This is a genomic window from Gilliamella sp. wkB112, assembly GCF_001690685.1.
Lineage (GTDB): Bacteria > Pseudomonadota > Gammaproteobacteria > Enterobacterales > Orbaceae > Gilliamella > Gilliamella apicola_J.
Window position 1 is genome coordinate 18585 of record NZ_LZGL01000015.1, and the last position, 22655, is coordinate 41239.

The 22655-nt window shown below is 35.8% G+C and carries 16 protein-coding genes and 1 riboswitch; of the genes, 11 read left to right on the forward strand and 5 right to left on the reverse strand.

Going from position 1 to position 22655, the window contains the following annotated elements:
- The first annotated feature begins 4 nt into the window (after positions 1-4).
- Positions 5-628: a hypothetical protein gene (locus tag A9G12_RS06450; RefSeq protein ID WP_065565048.1), complete on the forward strand. Its 624-nt coding sequence runs from the start codon at positions 5-7 to the stop codon at positions 626-628.
- Between the two features lies 1 nt (position 629).
- On the opposite strand, the gene glnB is transcribed toward A9G12_RS06450, so the two are convergent.
- Complete coding sequence (gene glnB, locus A9G12_RS06455) at positions 630-968, reverse strand: nitrogen regulatory protein P-II (RefSeq protein ID WP_065565049.1); 339 nt, start codon at positions 966-968, stop codon at positions 630-632.
- A gap of 23 nt (positions 969-991) precedes the next feature.
- Positions 992-2599, reverse strand: coding sequence for an NAD+ synthase (locus A9G12_RS06460; protein WP_442903475.1), 1608 nt, complete (start codon positions 2597-2599; stop codon positions 992-994).
- A 121-nt stretch (positions 2600-2720) separates the two neighbouring features.
- Here A9G12_RS06460 and aroB point away from each other — a divergent pair, with 121 nt between their 5' ends.
- Together aroB and A9G12_RS06470 are read left to right on the forward strand one after the other, a co-directional pair.
- On the forward strand, positions 2721-3800 hold the full coding sequence (gene aroB, locus A9G12_RS06465) for a 3-dehydroquinate synthase (RefSeq protein ID WP_065565051.1): 1080 nt from the start codon (positions 2721-2723) through the stop codon (positions 3798-3800).
- 688 nt (positions 3801-4488) lie between these two features.
- The gene (locus A9G12_RS06470) at positions 4489-5565 is read left to right on the forward strand and encodes a 3-deoxy-7-phosphoheptulonate synthase (RefSeq protein ID WP_065565052.1); all 1077 of its coding nucleotides are present in this window, start codon (positions 4489-4491) and stop codon (positions 5563-5565) included.
- 57 nt (positions 5566-5622) lie between these two features.
- Here the strand turns inward: A9G12_RS06470 and purL are convergent, their stop codons facing one another.
- Positions 5623-9525, reverse strand: a complete 3903-nt coding sequence (gene purL / locus A9G12_RS06475) for a phosphoribosylformylglycinamidine synthase (protein WP_065565053.1) — start codon at positions 9523-9525, stop codon at positions 5623-5625.
- Positions 9526-9762: 237 nt separating this feature from the next.
- On the opposite strand from purL, the gene A9G12_RS06480 reads away from it, so the two are divergent.
- The gene (locus tag A9G12_RS06480) at positions 9763-12525 is read left to right on the forward strand and encodes a DUF2339 domain-containing protein (RefSeq protein ID WP_065565054.1); all 2763 of its coding nucleotides are present in this window, start codon (positions 9763-9765) and stop codon (positions 12523-12525) included.
- 57 nt (positions 12526-12582) lie between these two features.
- Positions 12583-13974: a DUF3999 family protein gene (locus tag A9G12_RS06485; protein ID WP_065565055.1), complete on the forward strand. Its 1392-nt coding sequence runs from the start codon at positions 12583-12585 to the stop codon at positions 13972-13974.
- Between the two features lie 43 nt (positions 13975-14017).
- On the opposite strand, the gene glnS is transcribed toward A9G12_RS06485, so the two are convergent.
- Positions 14018-15697: a glutamine--tRNA ligase gene (gene glnS / locus A9G12_RS06490; protein WP_065565056.1), complete on the reverse strand. Its 1680-nt coding sequence runs from the start codon at positions 15695-15697 to the stop codon at positions 14018-14020.
- Between the two features lie 306 nt (positions 15698-16003).
- Between glnS and syd the strand changes: the two genes are divergently transcribed.
- The 5 genes from syd (at position 16004) to gluQRS (ending at position 19980) form a co-directional block, all read left to right on the forward strand.
- Positions 16004-16552 carry a SecY-interacting protein gene (gene syd, locus A9G12_RS06495; RefSeq protein ID WP_065565057.1) on the forward strand — a complete coding sequence of 183 codons (549 nt, stop codon included), beginning with the start codon at positions 16004-16006 and terminating at the stop codon, positions 16550-16552.
- A 112-nt stretch (positions 16553-16664) separates the two neighbouring features.
- On the forward strand, positions 16665-17840 hold the full coding sequence (locus A9G12_RS06500) for an amino acid aminotransferase (RefSeq protein WP_065565058.1): 1176 nt from the start codon (positions 16665-16667) through the stop codon (positions 17838-17840).
- 133 nt (positions 17841-17973) lie between these two features.
- Positions 17974-18459: a 2-amino-4-hydroxy-6-hydroxymethyldihydropteridine diphosphokinase gene (gene folK / locus A9G12_RS06505; RefSeq protein WP_065565059.1), complete on the forward strand. Its 486-nt coding sequence runs from the start codon at positions 17974-17976 to the stop codon at positions 18457-18459.
- 135 nt (positions 18460-18594) lie between these two features.
- Positions 18595-19050 (forward strand): RNA polymerase-binding protein DksA, encoded by a 456-nt coding sequence (dksA, locus tag A9G12_RS06510; RefSeq protein ID WP_065559802.1) that lies wholly within the window; start codon positions 18595-18597, stop codon positions 19048-19050.
- A gap of 39 nt (positions 19051-19089) precedes the next feature.
- On the forward strand, positions 19090-19980 hold the full coding sequence (gluQRS, locus tag A9G12_RS06515) for a tRNA glutamyl-Q(34) synthetase GluQRS (protein ID WP_065565060.1): 891 nt from the start codon (positions 19090-19092) through the stop codon (positions 19978-19980).
- Here gluQRS and moaA read toward each other — a convergent pair.
- A complete protein-coding gene (moaA, locus tag A9G12_RS06520; RefSeq protein WP_065565061.1) occupies positions 19960-20934 on the reverse strand; it encodes a GTP 3',8-cyclase MoaA in 975 nt (324 codons plus the stop codon). The genes gluQRS and moaA overlap by 21 nt on opposite strands.
- A riboswitch (molybdenum cofactor riboswitch) is annotated at positions 20929-21060 on the reverse strand. (Overlaps the previous gene by 6 nt.)
- Before the next feature lie 217 nt (positions 21061-21277).
- On the opposite strand from moaA, the gene ppnN reads away from it, so the two are divergent.
- Positions 21278-22654 (forward strand): nucleotide 5'-monophosphate nucleosidase PpnN, encoded by a 1377-nt coding sequence (gene ppnN, locus A9G12_RS06525; protein ID WP_065565062.1) that lies wholly within the window; start codon positions 21278-21280, stop codon positions 22652-22654.
- The last annotated feature ends 1 nt before the right edge of the window (position 22655 follow it).

Sequence of the window (22655 nt, forward strand, 5' to 3'; positions counted from 1 at the left end):
TCACATGACAAAAAAAATTGTTATTTTGTTTTTACTATTTAGTTCATTTACTGCTTTTGCCGATAAATTACCGCTTATAGAATCTTTAGTACTTTGTAACCCTGATTTTTTTAAAAAAGTCTATGAGAATAAAGATGAATTAACTTCACATGTTGAAATAAAATTTTTTAATAACAATCAAGCTTATATACCCGTGCCAAATCGTGTGGATATTACTAAAAATTTTGTTTTTTTTTCCACCCCAATCATGTATAAGGACTTAATTATAAAAGGATATTATGATAGTGCGATGGATCTTAAAAAAATTGGCAAGTATTATTTTTGGGGCTTTATCATCGATAATGATATCAAACAAATTAAAAATACATTAAGTTTTTTAAACTGGAAAGAGATGGAAGATAACTTACTTTATATTGCTAATCCTATGATTCGCCATATTAGTGATGATGTTCAAACTTGGCATCATAATACTGGTACTGTTGTTGGTGTAAAAACCATTCCTGCACCAGAAACCACAGAAAAACTGTTACTACTGGAAAAAGGCGAAAACATGACATTACTTATTTGCTCAATTCAAGGTGTAGTTACACCCGAATTACTAAAACAAGAACGGCCCGATATTCACTAAATTAAATCGCTGATTCATCCATTTCGCCAGTACGAATACGAATTACCTGCTCAACGTTATAAACAAAAATTTTACCATCACCAATTTTGCCCGTTTGCGCAGTTTTCATAATTGTTTCTATACACATCTCCAAAATATCATCTGAAACAATTAGCTCAATTTTTACTTTGGGTATAAAATCCACCATATATTCTGCACCACGATAAAGTTCAGTATGACCTTTTTGGCGTCCAAAACCTTTGGCCTCTGTCACCGTCATACCGGTAATACCTTGTTCTGCTAATGCTTCTCGAATATCATCAAGTTTGAATGGTTTAATAATAGCTTCTATTTTTTTCATATCTATTTTCCTTTAATTCGAGATCACCAATTTTTGTAACCAAAAGCCGAGGTAATAGGATAACGCCTGCCTTTACCAAAATTACGTGAGGTAATTTTGGGTCCTACTGCTGACTGACGTCGTTTATATTCATTGATATCAACTAGCTTAATAACTCGCCTAATGGTAGATTCATCATAACCTTGCTCAATCAGTTGTTCAATGGCAAGATCTTGCTCTACATAACCTTTTAATATGCCGTCAAGAATATCATAAGGAGGCAAGCAGTCTTCATCTTTTTGGTCTGGGGCAAGTTCTGCTGAAGGCGGCCGAGTAATCACTCTTTCCGGAATAACATAAGATTTTGTATTGCGATACTTGGCTAAATCAAATACCATCGTCTTAGGCACATCTTTCAGAACATCAAAGCCACCAGCCATATCACCATAAAGGGTAGCATAACCTACGGACATTTCGCTTTTATTACCGGTAGTTAAAACTAACCTACGGCGTTTATTGGATAATGCCATTAAGATCACTCCACGACACCGAGCTTGAAGATTTTCCTCTGTAGTATCTTTAGGGGAACCAGTAAACAGTGGTGTCAATGATGACATAAATGCATCAAACATAGGTTCAATCGAAACTATATCAAATTCAACACCTAAAATTTCAGCTTCTTCTTTGGCATCAGCAATACTAATATCAGCTGTATAACGAAATGGCATCATCACCGCTTGGACTTTATCTTTTCCTAATGCATCCACCGCAATAGCCAGTGTTAACGCAGAATCAATCCCCCCAGAAAGTCCTAATACCGCCCCCTGAAAACCATTTTTGGTAACGTAATCTTTGGTAGCTAACACCAACGCATCATAAATCGAAGCTAATGGTTGATGATTATTAGCCTTAGCAATCATTGTTTGATTATTAGCGTTAAAATTAAAATCTGCTACTTGTTCTTTAAAAGATTCTAACTGACAGACTATATCGCCATGTTGATTACACACAAAAGAGCCACCATCAAATACTAACTCATCTTGCCCTCCCACTTGGTTAACATAAAGGATTGGTAGACCAGTACGGTTAACATGGGCTTTGACTAGATCTTGACGGTGTTTTGGCTTTTCATGATCATAAGGTGATGCATTAATAGCAATGACAAACTCAGCTTGGGCAGTTTTAATATTATCAATTGGACTATTTTTCCAGAGATCTTCACAAATTAATAAGCCAATTTTTTGGCCTTTAAAATCTACCACACAAGTTTGATCACCTGCAGTAAAATAACGTTTTTCATCAAATACATCATAATTAGGTAACTGTTGTTTATAGTAACAAGCAAGCAATTTACCATCTGAAAAAAAAGAAAGAGCATTATAAATATGTCCATCTTGCCAATGCGGATGGCCAACTACTACCGCACAATGTAAACTAGCTTGAAGCACAGATGTTAATGCACTTTGACAACGTTGTTTAAAATCCGATCGGTAAATTAAATCTTCGGGTGGATAACCACAAATAGCCAATTCGGAAAAGATAATCAGATCATCAGAAGAATGGTGCCTAATAAGTTCAACAATTTGCTGAGTATTCCCTTCTATATCACCAACACGCCAATTTTTTTGTGCTAAAACAATTGATAAAGACATATTAAATTGAATAGTATAAATAAAAATTGCCATTCAGTTTAAATCATTCTAGGTTGCACTGCTACTTTTTTCTCGCTAACATGCAACAATAAAATTAACTTCGATTTATTTGGAAATTATTATGCTCAAAATATTAAACGTTGCTTTAGCAAACCGTAGTTATCCAATCACTATTGGTGAAAGTCTTTTATCTGAATTTGAGCATTTCCAACTTAAAGCGGGCCAGCGAGTACTTATTGCTACCAATGAAACTATTGCACCCTTCTATTTACAAACTTTAATTGCTATGCTCGAAAAACATGGTGTCAAAACAGATTCCGTCATTGTCCCTGATGGTGAGCAGTTTAAAACCATGGAAACCTGGAACATGATTTTAACGGCACTACTCGCTAATAATCATACCAGAAGCAGCATTTTAATTGCCTTAGGTGGTGGGGTTATTGGTGATGTTGCCGGGTTTGCAGCGTCAGCATATCAACGTGGTATTAAATTTATTCAAGTTCCAACTACTTTACTGTCTCAAGTTGACTCCTCTGTAGGTGGCAAAACTGCTATCAATCATCCGTTAGGGAAAAACATGATTGGTGCTTTTTATCAACCACAATCAGTTGTTATCGATATAAATTGTTTAAAAACGCTACCGTCAAGAGAGCTATCATCGGGACTTGCGGAAGTTATTAAATACGGAATTATTTTAGATAATACATTTTTTAATTGGTTAGAGTCTCATATTGATGACTTATTAAATTTAGATGTAAATGCTCTAAGTTACTGTATTTATCGCTGTTGTGAACTTAAAGCCCAAGTAGTTGCTGCCGATGAAACCGAACAAGATATGCGGGCGATATTAAATCTTGGTCATACATATGGTCATGCTATTGAAGCAGAACTTGGATATGGCAACTGGTTACATGGTGAAGCGATAAGCGTTGGTATGTTAATGGCAGCTCATGCAGCTAAACTTTTAGGTAAATTTACTACCACCGATATTGAACGAATCAAAAACCTATTAATAAAAGCTAAACTTCCGGTTAAAAGGCCAACACAGATGGCAGTTGAATCCTATCTACCACACATGTTGCGTGATAAAAAAGTAATATCAGGACAATTGCGACTTGTTTTACCAACCAAAATTGGGCATGTAGAAGTTATTGATGGAATTGATAAAAATGTTATATTCGAATCAATAAGACTTACTTAAATATTCTTAGTTATACTAATTCAGATATCACCAATTCTAATAAAAAAGGAACCAATAATGAGTATGTAATCCTTTTGTATTAGAGAATTAATTAGCATATCATTATCATTTTTAGCTGTTTTTTATAAAAGCTCCCAAATATCTAGATTAAATTACATAAATATATAACTAAAAATAATGAAGAATTCATTGAAAAATAACTCTTAAACAAAATCTTACAACTTAACCAGTTATACCTATAGCAAGCATTACAATTACACTATAATTTTCAAAAAATCAAAATATTATAAAATATCACATATTAACTATTCAATATAACTATAAATTCATTAAATAATTTATCACAAAAAACCTGATGTAAACCTCTTACAATTTTAATATTTTTAATTAAAATACAATAACCTAATATTAAAAATTAGTTATAAATGAAAAAATATGATGAATGATAAAATTATTCAATAAATATTCGTAAATATTTTATTACATCTATTTGTTGTAATTATTATATAAAACCATATTCCCATAAAATTAATCTATAATTAAAAATAAAAAATCCAATAAGCCTTTATTCAGCATCATCCGCAAAAAACAATTTACTATTTTGTAATTTTGTGTTTACATATTATTTGTTTATGTAATTAATATTGTACATATAGAAAATTTGAATGATTTCATAAGGAAAGCTATAATGATAAAAGACACTCTAAATAATATCCGAATTCGAGATGAGCACATGTTAATTACCCCTGAAGAAATTAAAAACCTTTATCCATTATCAAGTGAATTAGAACAAAAAATTGCATCATCTCGTCAAACCGTAGTTAATATTTTAGAACGTCGGGATCACCGTTTACTCATTGTGTGTGGTCCTTGTTCAATTCATAACCCTGAGGCCGCAATTGAATATGCCCATAAACTCAAAAAACTCTCTGATGAACTACAAGACCATCTGTTTATTGTGATGCGGGTTTATTTTGAAAAACCTCGGACCACGGTTGGTTGGAAAGGCATGATTAACGATCCCCATATGGATAGCTCATTTGATATTGAACATGGCCTGAAAAAAGCACGTAGATTGCTACTTGATATTACTAAAATTGGCTTACCTATCGCTACTGAAGCATTAGATCCCAATACCCCACAATATATTGGTGACTTAATCAGTTGGTCAGCAATTGGAGCTAGAACCACTGAATCACAGACCCATCGGGAAATGGCCTCTGGACTTTCAATGCCAGTAGGCTTTAAAAATGGTACTGATGGCAGTTTAGATGTCGCAATTAACGCCATGAAATCGGCATCCATGTCGCATCGTTTTGTAGGCATTAATCAACAAGGGCAAGTAACCGTATTACAAACTATGGGAAATCCTCATGGGCATGTCATTTTACGTGGCGGTAAAACCCCAAATTACGATGCTGAAAATGTTGCGTTATGTGAGGCTCAAATGCAAAAAGCGGGATTAATCCCTAATTTAATGATCGACTGTAGCCATGCTAATTCTAACAAAGATTATCGTAACCAACCTCTTGTTGCTGATACCATTATTAAGCAAATTGCCCAAGGTAATAATTCTATTATTGGGGTTATGATTGAAAGTAATTTGTTGGAAGGTAATCAATCATCTGAACAACCTAAGGAGAACTTTAAATATGGTGTGTCAGTGACTGATGCCTGTATCAGTTGGGAAACTACTGAGGAATTGTTACGTAACATGAACCACACACTAGCCACATCACTAGTCCAACGTCAAAACAAGCAGTAACTGCGTAATCAATACTAACCAGCAGATCGCCGAGTTATCTCGGCGATAACCATTAACTTAACCTAATTGCTTGCGAGCATTACGGAACATACGCATCCACGGACTATCTTCGCCCCAATTATCTGGATGCCATGAATTAGTTATTGTTCTAAAGACTCGCTCCGGATGAGGCATCATAATTGTAGCTCGGCCATCTTTGGATGTGACAGCAGTAATCCCATGAGGTGAACCATTTGGATTAGCCGGATATTGCTCAGTAATTTGAGCCATATGATCAATATAACGTACAGCAACTAAACCTGAAGCTTCGAGATTAGCTAAATGTTGCTCATCACTAACCTCAACTCGACCTTCCCCATGCGAAACAGCAATTGGCATATGTGAACCAATCATATCGGTAAAGAACAAAGAAGGATTGGCTTGAATTTGCACCAAACTAAAACGCGCTTCAAAACGCTCAGAAAGGTTACGCACAAACCGTGGCCATAATTCTGCCCCGGGAATAAGATCTTTCAAATTAGACATCATTTGACAACCATTACACACACCTAATGACAAGGTATCATTACGCTGGAAAAATTGTGCAAATTCATGCCTTACCTGTTCATTAAATAATATTGATTTAGCCCACCCTTCGCCGGCACCTAACACGTCACCATAAGAGAATCCACCACAAGCAACTAAGGTACTAAATTGCGCAAGGGTAATACGCCCGGAAAGCAAATCTGTCATATGCACATCGATAGCTTCAAAACCAGCCCGATTAAATGCTGCAGCCATTTCAACATGCGAGTTAACACCTTGCTCGCGTAAAATCGCCACTTTGGGTTTACTGCCTTTAGCAATATAAGGTGCCGCGATATCGTCCTGTGGATTAAACGTTAATTGCACATTTAAACCAGGATCGCTTTCATTTTGTTTGGCTTGATGTTCTTGGTCGGCACACTCTGGATTATCACGTAAGCGTTGCATTTGCCATGTAGTTTCTGCCCACCAAGTTCTTAATGTTGAACGAGATTCGCTATACACCACTGCCGATTTATTACGTACAATAAATTGTTGCCCAGCTTTTGCACTACCGAGCACATGCACCGCATGTGCTAAACCAAATTGACTAAAACAAGCCATTACTTCATCCAAACGGTTATTAGCAACTTGAATAACCGCTCCCAATTCTTCATTAAATAATGAAGCAATAACATCACTACCTAAAGCTGAAATATCAACATCAATACCACAATGGCCAGCAAACGCCATTTCAGCTAATGTTACCAATAGGCCACCATCAGAACGATCATGATAAGCTAACAACGCCCGCTCACTCACTAAGGTTTGCATGGATTGATAAAAGGCAGCTAGTTCTTTAGCATCATGTACATCTGCAGTTTTTTGCCCTAAATGCCGATAAACCTGGGCTAAGGCGGTGGCGCCAAGTGTTTGATGGCCTTTGGCCAGATCGATAAATAACAGGGTGTTTTCTATATTAACTTGCAATACTGGAGTTACGGTGTTGCGAACATCTTCCACTCGAGCAAATGCAGAAATAACGAGTGAAAGCGGCGATGTCATAGTCTTTTGTTCACCCTCTTGTTGCCAAGTAGTTTTCATTGACATTGAATCTTTACCCACCGGAATTGCGAGGCCCAAAGCTGGGCATAACTCTTCGCCAATTGCTTTAACCGCCGCATAAAGTCCGGCATCTTCACCTGGGTGACCGGCTGCTGCCATCCAATTAGCAGAGAGTTTAATGCGTTTTATGTCACCAATATCTGTTGCAGCAATATTGGTAATCGCTTCCCCCACGGCTAATCGTGCTGAAGCAGCAAAATTAAGTAATGCAACTGGCGCTCGTTCACCCATTGACATGGCTTCACCATAATAACTATCTAAACTGGCAGTAGTCACCGCGCAATCAGCAACCGGTACTTGCCATGGACCAACCATTTGATCACGCGCCACCATTCCTGTTACTGAGCGATCACCAATAGTAATTAAAAACGTTTTTTCCGCAACTGTTGGCAAATGAAGTACGCGTTTAACTGCATCATATAAATTAATATCATGAGTTGAAAAATTATCTCCGTGTGCCAATTGCGTCTTAACATCACGTAACATTTTAGGCGTTTTACCCAACAGCACATCAAGAGGTAAATCTATCGGATTATTATTAAAGTGCGCATCATGTAAGGTCACCGCTTTATTAACTGTTGCTTCCCCTATTACTGCATAAGGTGCTCGTTCGCGTTGACAAAGTTCATCAAACAATTCAAGACTGTCTGGATGAATCGCTAGCACATAACGTTCTTGGGATTCATTACACCAAATTTCCAGTGGTGACATTCCTGGTTCATCGGTCAAGATTTTGCGCAACTCAAACTGCCCGCCACAACCACCATCACTGACTAATTCTGGCATGGCATTGGATAAACCACCTGCACCGACATCATGGATAAATAAGATTGGGTTGTTAGCACCTAATTGCCAACAACGATCAATCACTTCCTGACAACGGCGTTCCATTTCCGGATTATCACGTTGTACCGAAGCAAAATCTAAATCAGCATCGGATTGTCCGGAGGTCATAGAAGAGGCCGCTCCCCCACCCAAACCAATATTCATAGCCGGACCACCTAAAACAATCAGTTTCGAACCTACAGGAAATTCATTTTTTTGAATATGTTCTCGGCGAATATTGCCCATACCACCAGCAAGCATTATTGGTTTGTGATAACCACGCAATTCTTTACCATTATGACTATTCACCTTTTCTTCATAGGTACGAAAATAACCAAGTAACGCCGGACGACCAAATTCATTATTAAATGCTGCGCCTCCTAAAGGCCCATCGTGCATAATATCTAAGGCACTGACAATGCGATCGGGTTTACCAAAATCTTGTTCCCACGGTTGTTCAAAATTAGGAATACGTAAATTAGAAACCGAAAATCCCACTAAGCCAGCTTTAGGTTTAGCCCCACGCCCGGTTGCACCTTCATCTCGAATTTCACCACCACTCCCCGTTGCCGCGCCCGGCCAAGGTGAAATAGCTGTTGGGTGGTTATGCGTTTCGACTTTCATTAATATATCAGCATATTCCTGATGATAATGATAAGTTTGGTTGCTAGCGTCAGCAAAAAAACGACCGACTTCGGAACCATCCATTACAGCGGCATTATCTTTATAAGCTGAAGAAACGTAATCCGGAGTCGTTACAAAGGTATTTTTAATCATTTTAAATAATGACTTAGGTTGCTTTTTACCATCAATAATCCAATCAGCATTAAAAATCTTATGGCGACAATGTTCAGAATTTGCTTGTGCAAACATATACAGCTCAACATCAGTCGGATTACGTTTTAATTTTTGGAAGTTTTCGACTAAATAATCAATTTCATCCGGGGCTAATGCCAAACCTAATTTTGCATTAGCCTCCTCTAATGCTGGACGCCCCTGCCCTAATAAATCAATTATGCAAACAGGTATTGGTTGCTCAACACTAAATAATTGTTCTGCTTGCTCAAAACTGCTTAATACCATTTCCATCATCCGATCGTGAATTAAACTCTCAAACTCACTTTTTTGGGTTGCAGTTAATGGTGATTGTGTATCAATAAAATAAGCGATTCCTCTTTCTATGCGATGAATTTGCACCAATCCACAATTATGAGCTATATCCGTAGCTTTTGATGACCACGGTGATATGGTTCCCGCTCTGGGTGTGACTAAAAACAGTTGTTTACTGGTGTTATTTTCATCTCTTTTTTGTGTGGTATTAGGTCCATATTGAAGTAATTTATCGAGAATGCCTTGTTGGGTTGAGGTCAATTCACTTTTCATGTCAATAAAATGCATATACTGTGCATCAATATTACTAACCGGAATGGATTTTTCACGACAAATTGAGAGGAGTTTATTAATACGAAATGTTGATAAAGCAACAGAACCAGCTAAAATTTTCATGTAAATTACTCTTTTTAAGTAAAAAATAAGTAAAACAGGGCAATATTATAAAAGAAAGTAACCGTTGTGGCTATCTTAAAAAACTACTATCAATCTTGTAAAAATGTTTCCAAATAGCATAACGTTTCAGTATAAAGTTTAGTTAAAAGTAAAAATATACTTAGGTTTCTTTATTGATTATGTATTAGAATTGTAAATTGTATAAATAATAACTAATGAAACAATACGAGAAAAACAATGGATTTACTTTTTCTAATCATAGTAATTGCCGTATTTGTTGTGGTGATTATAGTTCCATCTAATACGAAAAGACGTATTACTGTTTTGCAAATTCAGTTGAATGAACTGCAAAAAAAAGTTCAAAATTTGGAATTAGATAAAGTTCATTCTGCAGATAAATCAAAAACTGACCATAATGTTAGTAATGAAATTTTAAATCACCAACAATCTTTGCAACAAAATAGTGCACAAAGTAATGACATAACGACCATAACACTCAATACACAAGATCAACCAATAACCGAGCTTGGTTCTAACAGTAATTCAAATAAGGAATCGCCGCAACTACCACAACAAGCAAATAATGTTTTTTACCCACCACAAAAAATATCATCAACCGAATCGGATCAAACTGCCAATCATTTTATTAGTTGGCTACTTAAAGGCAATCTTGTGGCCAAGGTCGCTATTATTATTCTGTTTTTCGGTCTCTCGTATCTGTTTAAATATAGTGTTGAACATGGTTTATTATCACCAGAAATTAGGGTGTTAGGTGCTTTAGTTCTAGGAATTGTGCTATTAACTGTAGGCTGGCGCCTACGCCATAAAAAACAACTTTATGCGTTAATATTACAAGGCGGAGCCATTGGTATTTTATATTTAACCATATTTGCGGCATTCAAACTTTATGATCTGGTGCCGGTATTACTAGCCTTTGCTTTGTTAATAGTTATTTGTGGCACCAGTATTTTATTTGCCATATTACAACGCACCATGATTATGGCAATTATTGCCAGTGTCGGAGGTTATTTAGCCCCAATTTTATTGTCCACAGGTTCCGGCAATCATATTGCATTATTTAGTTATTATTTGATGCTTTCAAGTGCTATATTAGTGATTAGTAACTGGCAGTCTTGGCGTTTACTTAACCTTATTGGTTTCTTATTTACCTTTATTGTGTCGTTATTATGGGGCACGAAATCTTACCAACCAGAATTTTATACTGAGTGCCAAATTTTTATCCTCGCTAACATGTTAATTTATGGTGTTCTCGCCGTATTACTTTCTATCCGTAGTATAAGAAAAGAACATTACCAATATCCTATAGACTTAATTTTACTCTTTGGCGTGCCTATATCTGGTTTTGCCTTGCAATATGCAATTACACGCCAGTGGGAATTTGGCCCGGCATTTTCATCCTTAGGATTTGGACTGTTTTATTTAGTTGGTGCATATATTACATTACATGCTTGGCGTAAGACTGCTAAAACAACATCTCTATTAGGGTTAGCTATTGGTCTTGGATTTAGTAGTTTAGCTATTCCTTTAGCCTTTACGGCTAACTGGACAGCACTAATCTGGTTATTTGAAGGTACGGCGTTAAGTTGGGCGATGATTACACAAAAACAATATCATTTTGCGTGGTTTGGTACGCTAATAACGCTACTAGGGGTGATTTCAGGTATTATTTCTATACCATTATGTAATCTAACCACAACTGAGTTTATTACACTGTTTGGTATTATGAGTGCGAGTTTACTGTTTAATGCTTGTTTATGGCACTACTATCGTAACTTACATAATACTTCAGCAAATGTGTTAAAAGTCGTATTTATTATAATAGCTAGTATCATATGGGCTGTTTGGATTTTAATTAGCTTAATGCAAATCATGGGGACTATCCCTAAAACCCAACCTATTATCCTATGTTTTATCATTTCGGTGTGGTTATGGTACTTCATTGGCAGAAAATTAAAATGGGATCTGCTATGTTATGCAACCCTTTCACTCTGGCCGGTGCTATTATTAGCCATTTTAAATAATGCTGCTACTTTACATTATAGTATAAAAAATATCGGTCTTTGGAGCTTGGTTTGGCCAATTGCCTTTATCAGTGCTTATATTTATTTATCTAAAGCTAAACTACTTATTAACCAATTACAAAAACAGCTATTTTATATATTACATATTAGTTTGTTTTGGATCATGATAGCTTGGCTATTTAATGAAGTTAAAGTATTATTAATTTTACTACCTTGGGGATTTGGAACCGTTGAGTTTAGCTTACTGGTTACTTTAGCTAGTAGCATTATTTTAGTATATTATTATTTAATTAAACGACGAATTCTGGTTACATCTTCTCTGATTAAATCATACTGGTTAGTGGGTTTATTACCAATCATCATTTATTTGACTTATTCATTAATAATTGGCATTACATTGAGTGGGCAAATTATTTATTGTTACTATATACCATTGCTTAATCCTCTGGAAGAAGGTGCAATTTTCGCTTGGATGATGCTTGGTCTATGGTTAAAACTAGCTACACCTGTTTTAAAAAATCATTCCGCAATCATCGATACCACTAACATTCAAAAACCATTAACCAATATTAGTACTACGGTATTAATTGCACTGGCTTTTTTATGGACAAACAGCATGGTATTAAGAAGCCTAAACGAATGGTTGAATCTTACTTGGTCATTCTACTCATTATGGCATACTAATATTATTCAAGTGGTACTATCACTAATTTGGACATTAACCGCAGTTATATTAGTGGGGATCGCTCACCGTTACTTATTGCGTAAGGTATGGTATGCCGGCGTTATTTTACAAAGCGTTATTGTGATCAAATTAGTCTTTGTAGATAGTGTGGAACTCGATGGATTATTACGAGCATTCGTGTTTATCGGCGTCGCATTATTAATGCTATTAATTGGTTATTTAGCACCATTGCCACCCAAAATCCCAGTAAATATAGATAAACAACAGGAATAACAGTTATACCTTTAAGTATAAAAGATAATATAGATTTCTCTTATGGATGAATAAATTATGAAAAAACCATTATTATGCTTGCTATTGTTAATCAGTGGACTAAGTCATGCGACCGAAACAACTCTTGATTATGCCTATGGCGCCACAATTAAGCTAACTGATGAAGCTAGCATGTATAATCGAATTGATCTTACTAATGATGTCTATACCCAAACTATTTCAAGTCATTTAGATGATGTCAGAGTATTTAATCAAAAAGGACAACCGGTGCCTTATTCATTAGTCAATATCTACCAGCAAAATAATGAGAGTCAAACTTTTCCGGCCTCGATTTATTCATTAGATAACAGCCGTAAAATTAATTCAGATGATAACAGCAACCAAGATCTTGATCGATACAACATCAATATCAATAGCAAAGATATTCAAATTAATCTTGATAAAACCACTGATAAAGATAGTAACAGTGCAACCTATTTGCTACAAATTCCTGATGATATAAAAATAAAACCACCGATAACTAGTTTATCGATTGATTTCGATACCACCAAAACTCAAAATTGGCAAGCAACGGCTGAGTTACTGTGTAGTTATGATTTAAAAAATTGGCGATCAGTGATGAGTGATATTCCAATTATGTCACTTACTGATAACAATAATAACCAATCGCTTAAGCTAAATACCATTGACATTCCAGCACACTATAATCAACAAGCTCGTTATTGGATTATCGTATTAACAACAAAACAAAATACCATTCCAAATATCAAAACAGTTGAATTTACCACTAACCATAATAGTACCGAAGTGGCCTTGTTCCCAATTAATTCTGTACTTACAAACTCAAATCATCAAGAAGCAACCTACGAGTTGCCATCACCACAACCTGTTAAAGAATTAACTGTACAACTGGCTGATACTCGCTCGGTGTTACCACTTAGCATTTATTATAAAACCAGCAACGAAGATAAAACCTGGCATAAACTCAATGATTATATTATCCGAAGAGTTTATAGCGAAGATGAACCACAGCGCATTAAACTAGATCATAGCAATTTAAATATCCAACAATTACAAATCAAAGCCATCAATGCCAGCTTTGATGATGCACCAAAAATTACTGCATATCGCGATCGTATGAGTCTTATTTTTAATAGTAGCAATAATGGGCCGTTCATCTTAGCCTGGGGTTCTATCAAAGCAACTTCAGCATCATTGACCGAGCAAGCATTACTTTCAAATGCGCAATCGGCGATAGATTTACCCCAAGCTTACCTTGATGACAGAATCGAACTTGGTGGTAAAAATGCGTTAATTCAAACCACCACTGAACCGTCTCATTTCCCTAAATGGGTAATTTGGATTTGTTTAATTGCTGGCGCTGTTTTCTTAATTTTCTTAGCGATAAAACTAGTCAATGAAATTAAAAAAACCAGTAATGAAGATTAAAAAAATTCGCCGACATCTGTCGGCGCTAGTTACTAGGTAGTTACTATTTTGATGAAGATTCGTTCCAGCTATCTCTTAAGCCGACAGTACGATTAAACACCAAATTGTTTTCAGTTGCATATTTACTATCTAAACAAAAATAACCTTCGCGCTCAAACTGATAAGCATGACCAATCATAGCATTTTGTAAGCTTGGTTCCACAAATCCTTGCTTAATAACTAATGAAGATGGATTAATAGTTGCCAAAAAGTCTTCGGCTGCGCCTGGATTTGGTGTATTAAACAAGCGGTCATATAAGCGAATTTCCGCTGGTTTGGCAAACTTAGCCGAAACCCAATGAATAACACCCTTAATTTTGCGACCATCTTCAGGATTTTTATTTAGTGTTGCCGGATCATAAGTACAATAAATAGTTTGAATATTTCCCTGCGCATCTTTTTCAACCTTATCGGCACGAATAACATAGGCATTACGTAAACGGACTTCTTTACCTAATACCAGTCGTTTGTAATTCTTATTTGCCTCTTCTCTAAAATCAGCACGATCGATGTAAATCTCACGGGTAAAAGTCACTTCGCGGTGTCCGAGTTCAGGTCGATTTGGATGATTAGGCATACTCAGTACTTCATCAAGTGTATCGGAAAAGTTTTCGATAATTACTTTAACCGGGTCAAGTACGGCCATAGCTCGTGGCGCATTTTCGTTAAGATCTTCGCGAATACAAAACTCAAGTGTACTCATTTCAACAGTATTTTCTTGCTTAGTAATACCAATTCGCTGACAAAAATCACGAATAGACGCTGGCGTATAGCCACGGCGACGTAAACCTGAAATGGTTGGCATGCGTGGATCGTTCCAGCCATCAACTATTTTTTCTGATACTAATAAATTTAGTTTACGTTTTGACGTAATTGCATATTCTAAGTTTAATCTTGAAAATTCATACTGATGCGGTCGCGCGTTAATAGTAATATTATCTAATACCCAATCATATAAACGGCGGTTGTCTTGAAATTCTAGTGTGCATAAAGAGTGCGTAATATTTTCAATCGCATCAGAAATGCAGTGAGTGAAGTCATACATTGGGTAAATACACCATTTATTACCTGTTTGATGATGTTCAGCAAACTTAATGCGATATAAAACCGGATCGCGCATCACAATAAATGGCGACGCCATGTCGATTTTAGCGCGTAAACAAGCTTTTCCTTCAGCAAATTTACCGTCCTTCATTTGCTTAAATAGGGTTAAATTTTCATCGACACTGCGATCTCGATAAGGACTATTTTTGCCCGCTTGAGTTAAAGTGCCACGGTATTCGCGAATTTCGTCAGCTGAAAGTTCATCAACATAAGCTAAGCCTTTACTTATTAATTCGATAGCATAGTCATAAAGTTGATCAAAATAATCAGAGGAGTGACATATCTCACCATCCCACTCAAAACCTAACCAACGCACATCTTCTTTGATGGATTCAACATATTCAACATCTTCTTTGACCGGATTAGTATCGTCAAAACGCAAATTACATTTACCTTGATAGTCTTTGGCAATACCAAAATTTAAACAAATTGACTTAGCATGACCAATATGCAAATAACCATTAGGCTCTGGTGGAAAGCGAGTATGGATGGTTTGATATTTCCCTGCCGCAAGATCGGCATCAATAATCTGACGAATAAAATTAGTTGGACGAGTCTCTGCCGGTAGCGAACCGCTCATAAAAAACCTCTGATTTTATAATTAATAATGACTAATTTAACAAGCTATTTTTGTCACTGTTATCGTATTGACCAACGAATATAACAAATTTTTTGTTATTCCGAAATGGGAAAAATATAGTATTGAAACTATTGATTAGATTTATACTTAGAAATTAGCTATTATCAAGTTGTTTGATAACTAGTTTTTATATAATTTACCAAATTGATTAAACGTCTAACCATTACAAGAAATAGTGCATATTCATTGTTGATCAGTATAATAAGCAATAAAGTTCACTTATCATTAACAGAAAAATAGTTGCCAATGGACTCAACCACTAAAAATGCCTTAATCGATTTTACTACGCGCTGGATCAATCAGTTTGAATTCGCACCTAACAGTGAAGATTTACATGCAATTCCTTCCCCATGTATTTTAACGACGAAACAACTAACAGTATATTGGCAGCCTTTTTTATTAGAACCACCGAGAACACTTACCATTATTGAACAAGTAGTTGGAATTACCTTGCACCCCAGTGCACACATCTTTTACGGTACTCAATATGCAGGCAATATGACGGCAAAATTAGCTGAAAACAATTTATTACTACTTCAAGCGTGGAGTGATGATGATTTTTCCAATTTAGAACGAAACTTAATTGCCCATTTATCTCAACAAAAAAAATTAAAACGCACACCAACTATTTTTATTGCATCAACCGATGAAGGTAGTGAAATAATCTCTATAAATAATTTAACGGGTGAAGTTGTAAAAGAAAATTTAATTTCAGCTGAATTAACCATATTAGCAGATAATTTAATAACTTTTTTAAATAGACTTATCGTTACTGACGTCAAAATAAACCTTTAAAATAACAAAGCACTTACGATTAACATTATCAGAATAGTAATTATCTAAATTGTATCTTATAAAATAATGTGTATATAATGCCTTTAAGGTAATTAAAAGAAATAGGTGATTTATGTTTGAAAATTTAACCGCTGCACCAGCAGATCCCATTCTTGGGTTAGCAGATCTTTATAATAATGATGAACGCACTAATAAAATTAATTTAAGTGTTGGTGTATATAAAGATGAAACGACACAAACTCCTATTTTAGCCAGTGTAAAAAAAGCTGAGCACTTTTTATTAAATGAAGAAACGACTAAAAGCTATTTACCAATTGTTGGGGTTAATGCATTTAATATTGCTACACAAAATTTGCTTTTTGGTAGTGAAAACGAACGAGCTAAAACAGCACAAGCACCTGGAGGCACTGGTGCATTACGAATCATGGCGGATTTTTTAGCGCGCCGAACTAAAGTAAAACGTATTTGGGTTAGTAATCCTTCTTGGCCAAATCATCGTAGCGTGTTCCAAACCGCTGGACTCGAAGTGCGCGAATACCGTTATTACAATGCACAAACTCGCGAACTTGACTTTGATGCCATGATGAATGATTTAAGTTCAGTTGTAGCTGGCGAAGCAGTATTATTTCATGGCTGTTGCCATAATCCAACCGGCATTGACCCTACTCCTGAACAATGGCAAACAATTTCTGATTTAGCATTAAAAAATGGTTGGTTACCACTATTTGATTTAGCTTATCAAGGATTTGGTCAAGGTTTAGAAGAAGATGTTTATGGTTTAAGATTATTTGCCAACTCACAACCAGAATTACTGATTGCTAGTTCATATTCTAAAAACTTTGGTCTTTATAATGAACGTGTTGGCGCCTTCACTTTAATTGCAACTAGTGCAGATATTGCTAATCGTGCCTTTAGTCAGGTTAAGACGATTATTCGAGCCAATTATTCTAATCCACCAGCGCATGGTGCCAAAACTGTTTCTTACATTCTCAACACACCCGAATTGAAAGAAGAGTGGATTGATGAATTAACAGGGATGCGTCAAAGAATTCACCGTATGCGCCAATTATTTGTTAAAACCTTACAAGAAAAAGGAGCTAACCAAGATTTTAGTTTTATTGCTAAACAAAATGGAATGTTTTCCTTTAGTGGTTTAAACGAAGAACAAGTTCTAAAATTACGCAATGATTACGGTATTTACATTATTAATTCTGGACGTATCAATGTAGCAGGAATGACTCTTGATAATATGTCAAGACTATGTGAATCTATTGTCGAAGTTTTATAAAATGTGCAAATAGCTTGATAAAAATTTAATTTTTAATCAAGCTATTACTGTGTATTAATAACAACTTTTTAATTCACAAATAGGCGCCTTATCCTATAAGGCTAATTACCAGCAAAAAATTAAAAATCTAATTATGTCAATTTGTTATATCGCTTTAGGTAGCAATTTGGAAGACCCTTTTGCCCAAGCCAATCGAGCCATTATAGCTTTGCAACAGTCACCACAAAGTAAAGTTATTGATGTTTCCCCCTTTTACCGCAGTAAACCGTTAGGACCTCAGGATCAAAATGATTATCTTAATGCGGTTATTAAAATATATACTGATTTATCGCCAATAGCTTTACTGGATGAACTACAAACAATAGAAAAGTCACAAGGAAGAATACGCAAAGAAAATCGCTGGGGAGCCAGAACTTTAGATTTGGATATTTTACTATTCGATAACTTGATTATTAATAGTGAAAGGTTAACTATTCCACATTACCATATGAAGCATAGAGAGTTTGTACTCTACCCATTATTTGATATAGAACCACAACTTATCTTACCTGATAACGAAAAATTACTCGATTTAGTGAGTAAATGTGCTAAAAATGGGCTTACAAAGTGGCATGAATAATTATTTTCATTAATAACATAGAGTTGTATTAAATCGCATTATTTACCGCAAAAAAATGATAAAAAAAATTTGCCAATAGCTAATTTATTGCTATAGTTTACCCCCTAAAAATAATATGTACTTAAGGGGATTGCTGTGAAAAAGGAACAAAAAGTAAATACATCTTCTCTAAGCCTACTATCAATTGCAGGGCTGGAGCCTTACAAAGAGGCTAAAGGTGAGGAGTACATGAATCCTAAGCAATTGAAACATTTTAAACTAATTTTAGAAGCATGGTTAGCTCAATTACAAGGTGAAATGGGTAAAACGGTTTCTCACATGCAAGATGAAGCTGCAAACTTCCCAGACCCAGCGGATCGGGCAACACAGGAAGAAGAGTTCAGCCTAGAACTTCGTGCTCGGGATAGAGAACGTAAACTCATTAAGAAAATCGAAAAAACGTTAAAGAAAATTGAAACGGATGATTTTGGTTTTTGCGAGTCTTGTGGTGTGGAAATTGGCATTCGCCGCTTAGAAGCAAGACCAACGGCTGATTTATGTATTGATTGTAAAACACTAGCTGAACTACGCGAAAAACAAATGGGTATGTAATTACTCCGACAGTAATTATTGACTATTATTTGATACACCATGCGCTATATTGGTCGTTTTGCACCATCACCTTCTGGACCATTACATTTTGGTTCGTTGGTGACAGCGATTGGTAGCTACTTACAAGCTAAGTCTAAAAATGGTAAATGGCTGGTTCGCATTGAAGATATTGATCCTCCTCGTGAAATCAAAGGGGCATCATCCCAAATTCTAAAGACATTAGAAGCACTCCATTTATATTGGGATGATGACATCTTATACCAATCGACTTGTAGTGAGCGTTACTACGCAGCTTTACAGTCTCTACTGGATAAACAACTCGCATATTATTGTGACTGTACTCGCCAGCGCATCCACCATTTACCTGATAGCCTTTATGATGGTTTTTGTCGAAATCGGCATCTATGCCAACCTGCTAGCCAACAACTTGCTATACGTTTGAAACAAACCTGTCCTGTTTATCAATTTATCGATCAAATTCGTGGTTTACAAAATGTCGACAAAACCAATGCTCAAGAAGATTTTATCATTCATCGTAAAGATGGCTTGTTTGCTTATAATTTAGTTGTGGTGCTCGATGATCATCAGCAAGGCATTACTGAAATTGTCCGTGGCGCAGATTTATTGCCTGTTACCGCCAAACAAATATCACTTTATCAATTACTTGATTTACCCGTGCCCACATATTGTCACTTACCATTAGTATTAGATAACAATGGCAATAAACTTTCCAAGCAAAATCACGCTCAACCACTGGTTCTAAATGATCTAACTACCGCAACAGCTCAAGCATTACAATTCTTAGGGCAAATTATTCCGGGAAATTGGCAAGATGCTAGCCAACAACAACTGTTAGATTGGGCTATTGAACATTGGGACTTAACTAAGGTTCCCCAGCAAAATAGTCTATTATCCACCAATGTAAGATAAGTTAGGTAAAATACCCACCTTATGATCGTGTAAAAAATGTTTTTCCGGCTTACTCATTAATGAAGCAAAAATTCTGGCTTTTAATTGTTCTTTTTGATCGGCTCTAACTAACAAATCCCGTAAGTCTACTGCAGCATCACCAAATAAACAGTAATGTAATTTACCTAGTGACGAAACCCGCAATCGATTGCAACTTTTACAAAAATCTTTGGAATATGGCATGATTAACCCAATTTTACCTTGATAATCACTATGCGAATACACTTTAGCAGGCCCAGATAATGCCACTTTCGATTGCAATTGCCATCCTTGAGCAAGGAGTTGAGTTTCAATCAAATTACCAGCTAAATGATAACGATTAAATACATCATTGTTTTTACCAGTTTCCATAAGCTCAATAAAACGTAAATCTACAGGTCGATATTTTATCCAAGCTAAATAATCTTTTAGATTATCATTCATATTTTTCATCAACACGGTGTTAATTTTGACTTTTTTAATACCGACTTCTAACGATTTTTCAACACATTGAACTATTTCTTTGAGTTTATCTTGACCAGTAATTAATTTAAATAAATGTGGCGAAAAACTATCAATGCTAATATTCACCGCATTCAGACCCGCTTGTTGCCAATAGGAAATATTCTTTAGTAACCGCGAGCCATTAGTGGTAATAGCCAGTTCTTTAATACTTGGATAAGATGAAATTATTGACAAAATATCAGTAAAATCCCGGCGTAAGGTAGGTTCACCACCAGTTAAACGGATTTTATGCACACCTAACTCAGTGAATGTACCCACAATATTATTGATTTCACTCAGTGATAAAAATTGATGATCTTTATTAGGTTGATAACCTTGAGGTAAACAGTATTGACACTGAAAATTACACTGTTCGGTAATCGACAGACGTAGATATTGAAATCGACGCTGATAATTATCCATTAATTGCATATTTTAAAAACACCTTATCCAAATCGGGAAGCATAGCCATTTCTGAACTATACCGCGGCTAATTCACCTTATGAAATCAGTATAGATAACACTTAGGTATAAAAAGCTTCAGAGTTTGTTTAAGTTTAGCACAGTCTTTATTTTTTAACTATGAGCAAATGTATTGGCAAATTTAAACAGTTTTGATTGATTATCTGTATAAAAAAATTTCAGGTAATGCTAGCGTTTTAATATAATTTTTTAATAAAGCTACTATATAGTTAGCTTTTTATGTTTTACTTATTAGATCAATTTATGTATATAATGAATATCTAGTCGATAAAACCGTCAAATGGAGGTTGTGATGATCACTCATATTAGTCCTTTGGGATCAATGGATTTACTTGCTCAAGCTGAAGTGGATATTTTAAAAAGATCTGCTAACAGTGAACTTTATCAATTATTTAGAAATTGTTCACTAGCAACATTAAATGCTGGTAGTAAAACTGACAATACTAAAGAACTGCTAGACCGATTCCAATCGTTTGAGATTAATGTGATTAGTAAAGAGCGCGGTGTTAAATTAGAACTGGTTAATGCCCCCGAAAGCGCCTTTGTGGATCGCCGCATCATTCGTTCCATTCAAGCCAACCTTTTTGCCGTATTGCGCGATATCTTGTTTTTAAATAATCAAATCAGTGCCATTAAACAATTAGTATCCAATGTTAAGCTAGAAAGAGACCATTCCTTTTATATTACTAACTTAGTTTTTTCGATTTTACGTAATGCTAATGCATTGCATGTAGGTGAAGAACCAAACTTAGTTGTGTGCTGGGGTGGGCATTCAATTAATGAAAATGAATATTACTATGCACGCCAAGTTGGCATGCAACTTGGGTTACGTGAACTTAATATTTGTACTGGTTGTGGTCCAGGGATTATGGAAGCACCAATGAAAGGGGCTGCTGTTGGTCATGCTCAGCAACGTTATAAAGATAGCCGTTTTATTGGTATGACTGAACCCTCAATTATTGCCGCCGAACCACCTAACGCCTTGGTTAACGAACTTATTATTATGCCCGATATCGAAAAGCGTCTTGAAGCTTTTGTGCGTATAGCCCATGGTATTATTATATTCCCTGGAGGTCCTGGTACCGCGGAAGAGTTACTGTATATACTAGGTATTTTATTAAATCCAGCTAATAAAACCCAAACTTTACCACTTATTTTAACTGGGCCGAAAGAGTGTGAGGAATACTTTACTGCGATTGATAATTTTATTCGTAGTGCCTTAGGTGATGAAGCGACTAAACTGTATCAAATTGTGATTGATTCACCAGAACAAGTAGCACGGATTATGAAGGAAGGGGTAAAACAGGTTAAATCATCACGTTTAACCACTGGCGATGCATATGGATTTAACTGGTTACTTAAAATTGATGAATCATTACAACATCCGTTCGATCCAACGCATGCAAATATGGCATCGCTAAATCTGCATAAAGATCAGCCGGTTGAGCTATTAGCGGCAGATTTACGCCGGGCGTTTTCAGGTATTGTTGCCGGTAATGTCAAAGAGTTCGGCATGAAACTAATTGCCGAACATGGACCTTATAAATTACAAGGCGATCCGGAGATTATGCAGCACTTAGATAACTTATTGCGTAGCTTCATTAAGCAAGATCGGATGAAATTGCCGGGTGGAACCGCCTATCAACCTTGTTATGAGATTTGTTATTAAC

Excerpts from the sequence above, each read along its gene's own strand:
- A9G12_RS06450 (WP_065565048.1), top strand. The coding sequence starts at position 5 with ATGACAAAAAAAATTGTTATTTTGTTTTTACTATTTAGTTCATTTACT.
- glnB (WP_065565049.1), bottom strand. The coding sequence starts at position 968 with ATGAAAAAAATAGAAGCTATTATTAAACCATTCAAACTTGATGATATT.
- A9G12_RS06460 (WP_442903475.1), bottom strand. The coding sequence starts at position 2,599 with ATGTCTTTATCAATTGTTTTAGCACAAAAAAATTGGCGTGTTGGTGAT.
- aroB (WP_065565051.1), top strand. The coding sequence starts at position 2,721 with ATGCTCAAAATATTAAACGTTGCTTTAGCAAACCGTAGTTATCCAATC.
- A9G12_RS06470 (WP_065565052.1), top strand. The coding sequence starts at position 4,489 with ATGATAAAAGACACTCTAAATAATATCCGAATTCGAGATGAGCACATG.
- purL (WP_065565053.1), bottom strand. The coding sequence starts at position 9,525 with ATGAAAATTTTAGCTGGTTCTGTTGCTTTATCAACATTTCGTATTAAT.
- A9G12_RS06480 (WP_065565054.1), top strand. The coding sequence starts at position 9,763 with ATGGATTTACTTTTTCTAATCATAGTAATTGCCGTATTTGTTGTGGTG.
- A9G12_RS06485 (WP_065565055.1), top strand. The coding sequence starts at position 12,583 with ATGAAAAAACCATTATTATGCTTGCTATTGTTAATCAGTGGACTAAGT.
- glnS (WP_065565056.1), bottom strand. The coding sequence starts at position 15,697 with ATGAGCGGTTCGCTACCGGCAGAGACTCGTCCAACTAATTTTATTCGT.
- syd (WP_065565057.1), top strand. The coding sequence starts at position 16,004 with ATGGACTCAACCACTAAAAATGCCTTAATCGATTTTACTACGCGCTGG.
- A9G12_RS06500 (WP_065565058.1), top strand. The coding sequence starts at position 16,665 with ATGTTTGAAAATTTAACCGCTGCACCAGCAGATCCCATTCTTGGGTTA.
- folK (WP_065565059.1), top strand. The coding sequence starts at position 17,974 with ATGTCAATTTGTTATATCGCTTTAGGTAGCAATTTGGAAGACCCTTTT.
- gluQRS (WP_065565060.1), top strand. The coding sequence starts at position 19,090 with ATGCGCTATATTGGTCGTTTTGCACCATCACCTTCTGGACCATTACAT.
- moaA (WP_065565061.1), bottom strand. The coding sequence starts at position 20,934 with ATGCAATTAATGGATAATTATCAGCGTCGATTTCAATATCTACGTCTG.
- ppnN (WP_065565062.1), top strand. The coding sequence starts at position 21,278 with ATGATCACTCATATTAGTCCTTTGGGATCAATGGATTTACTTGCTCAA.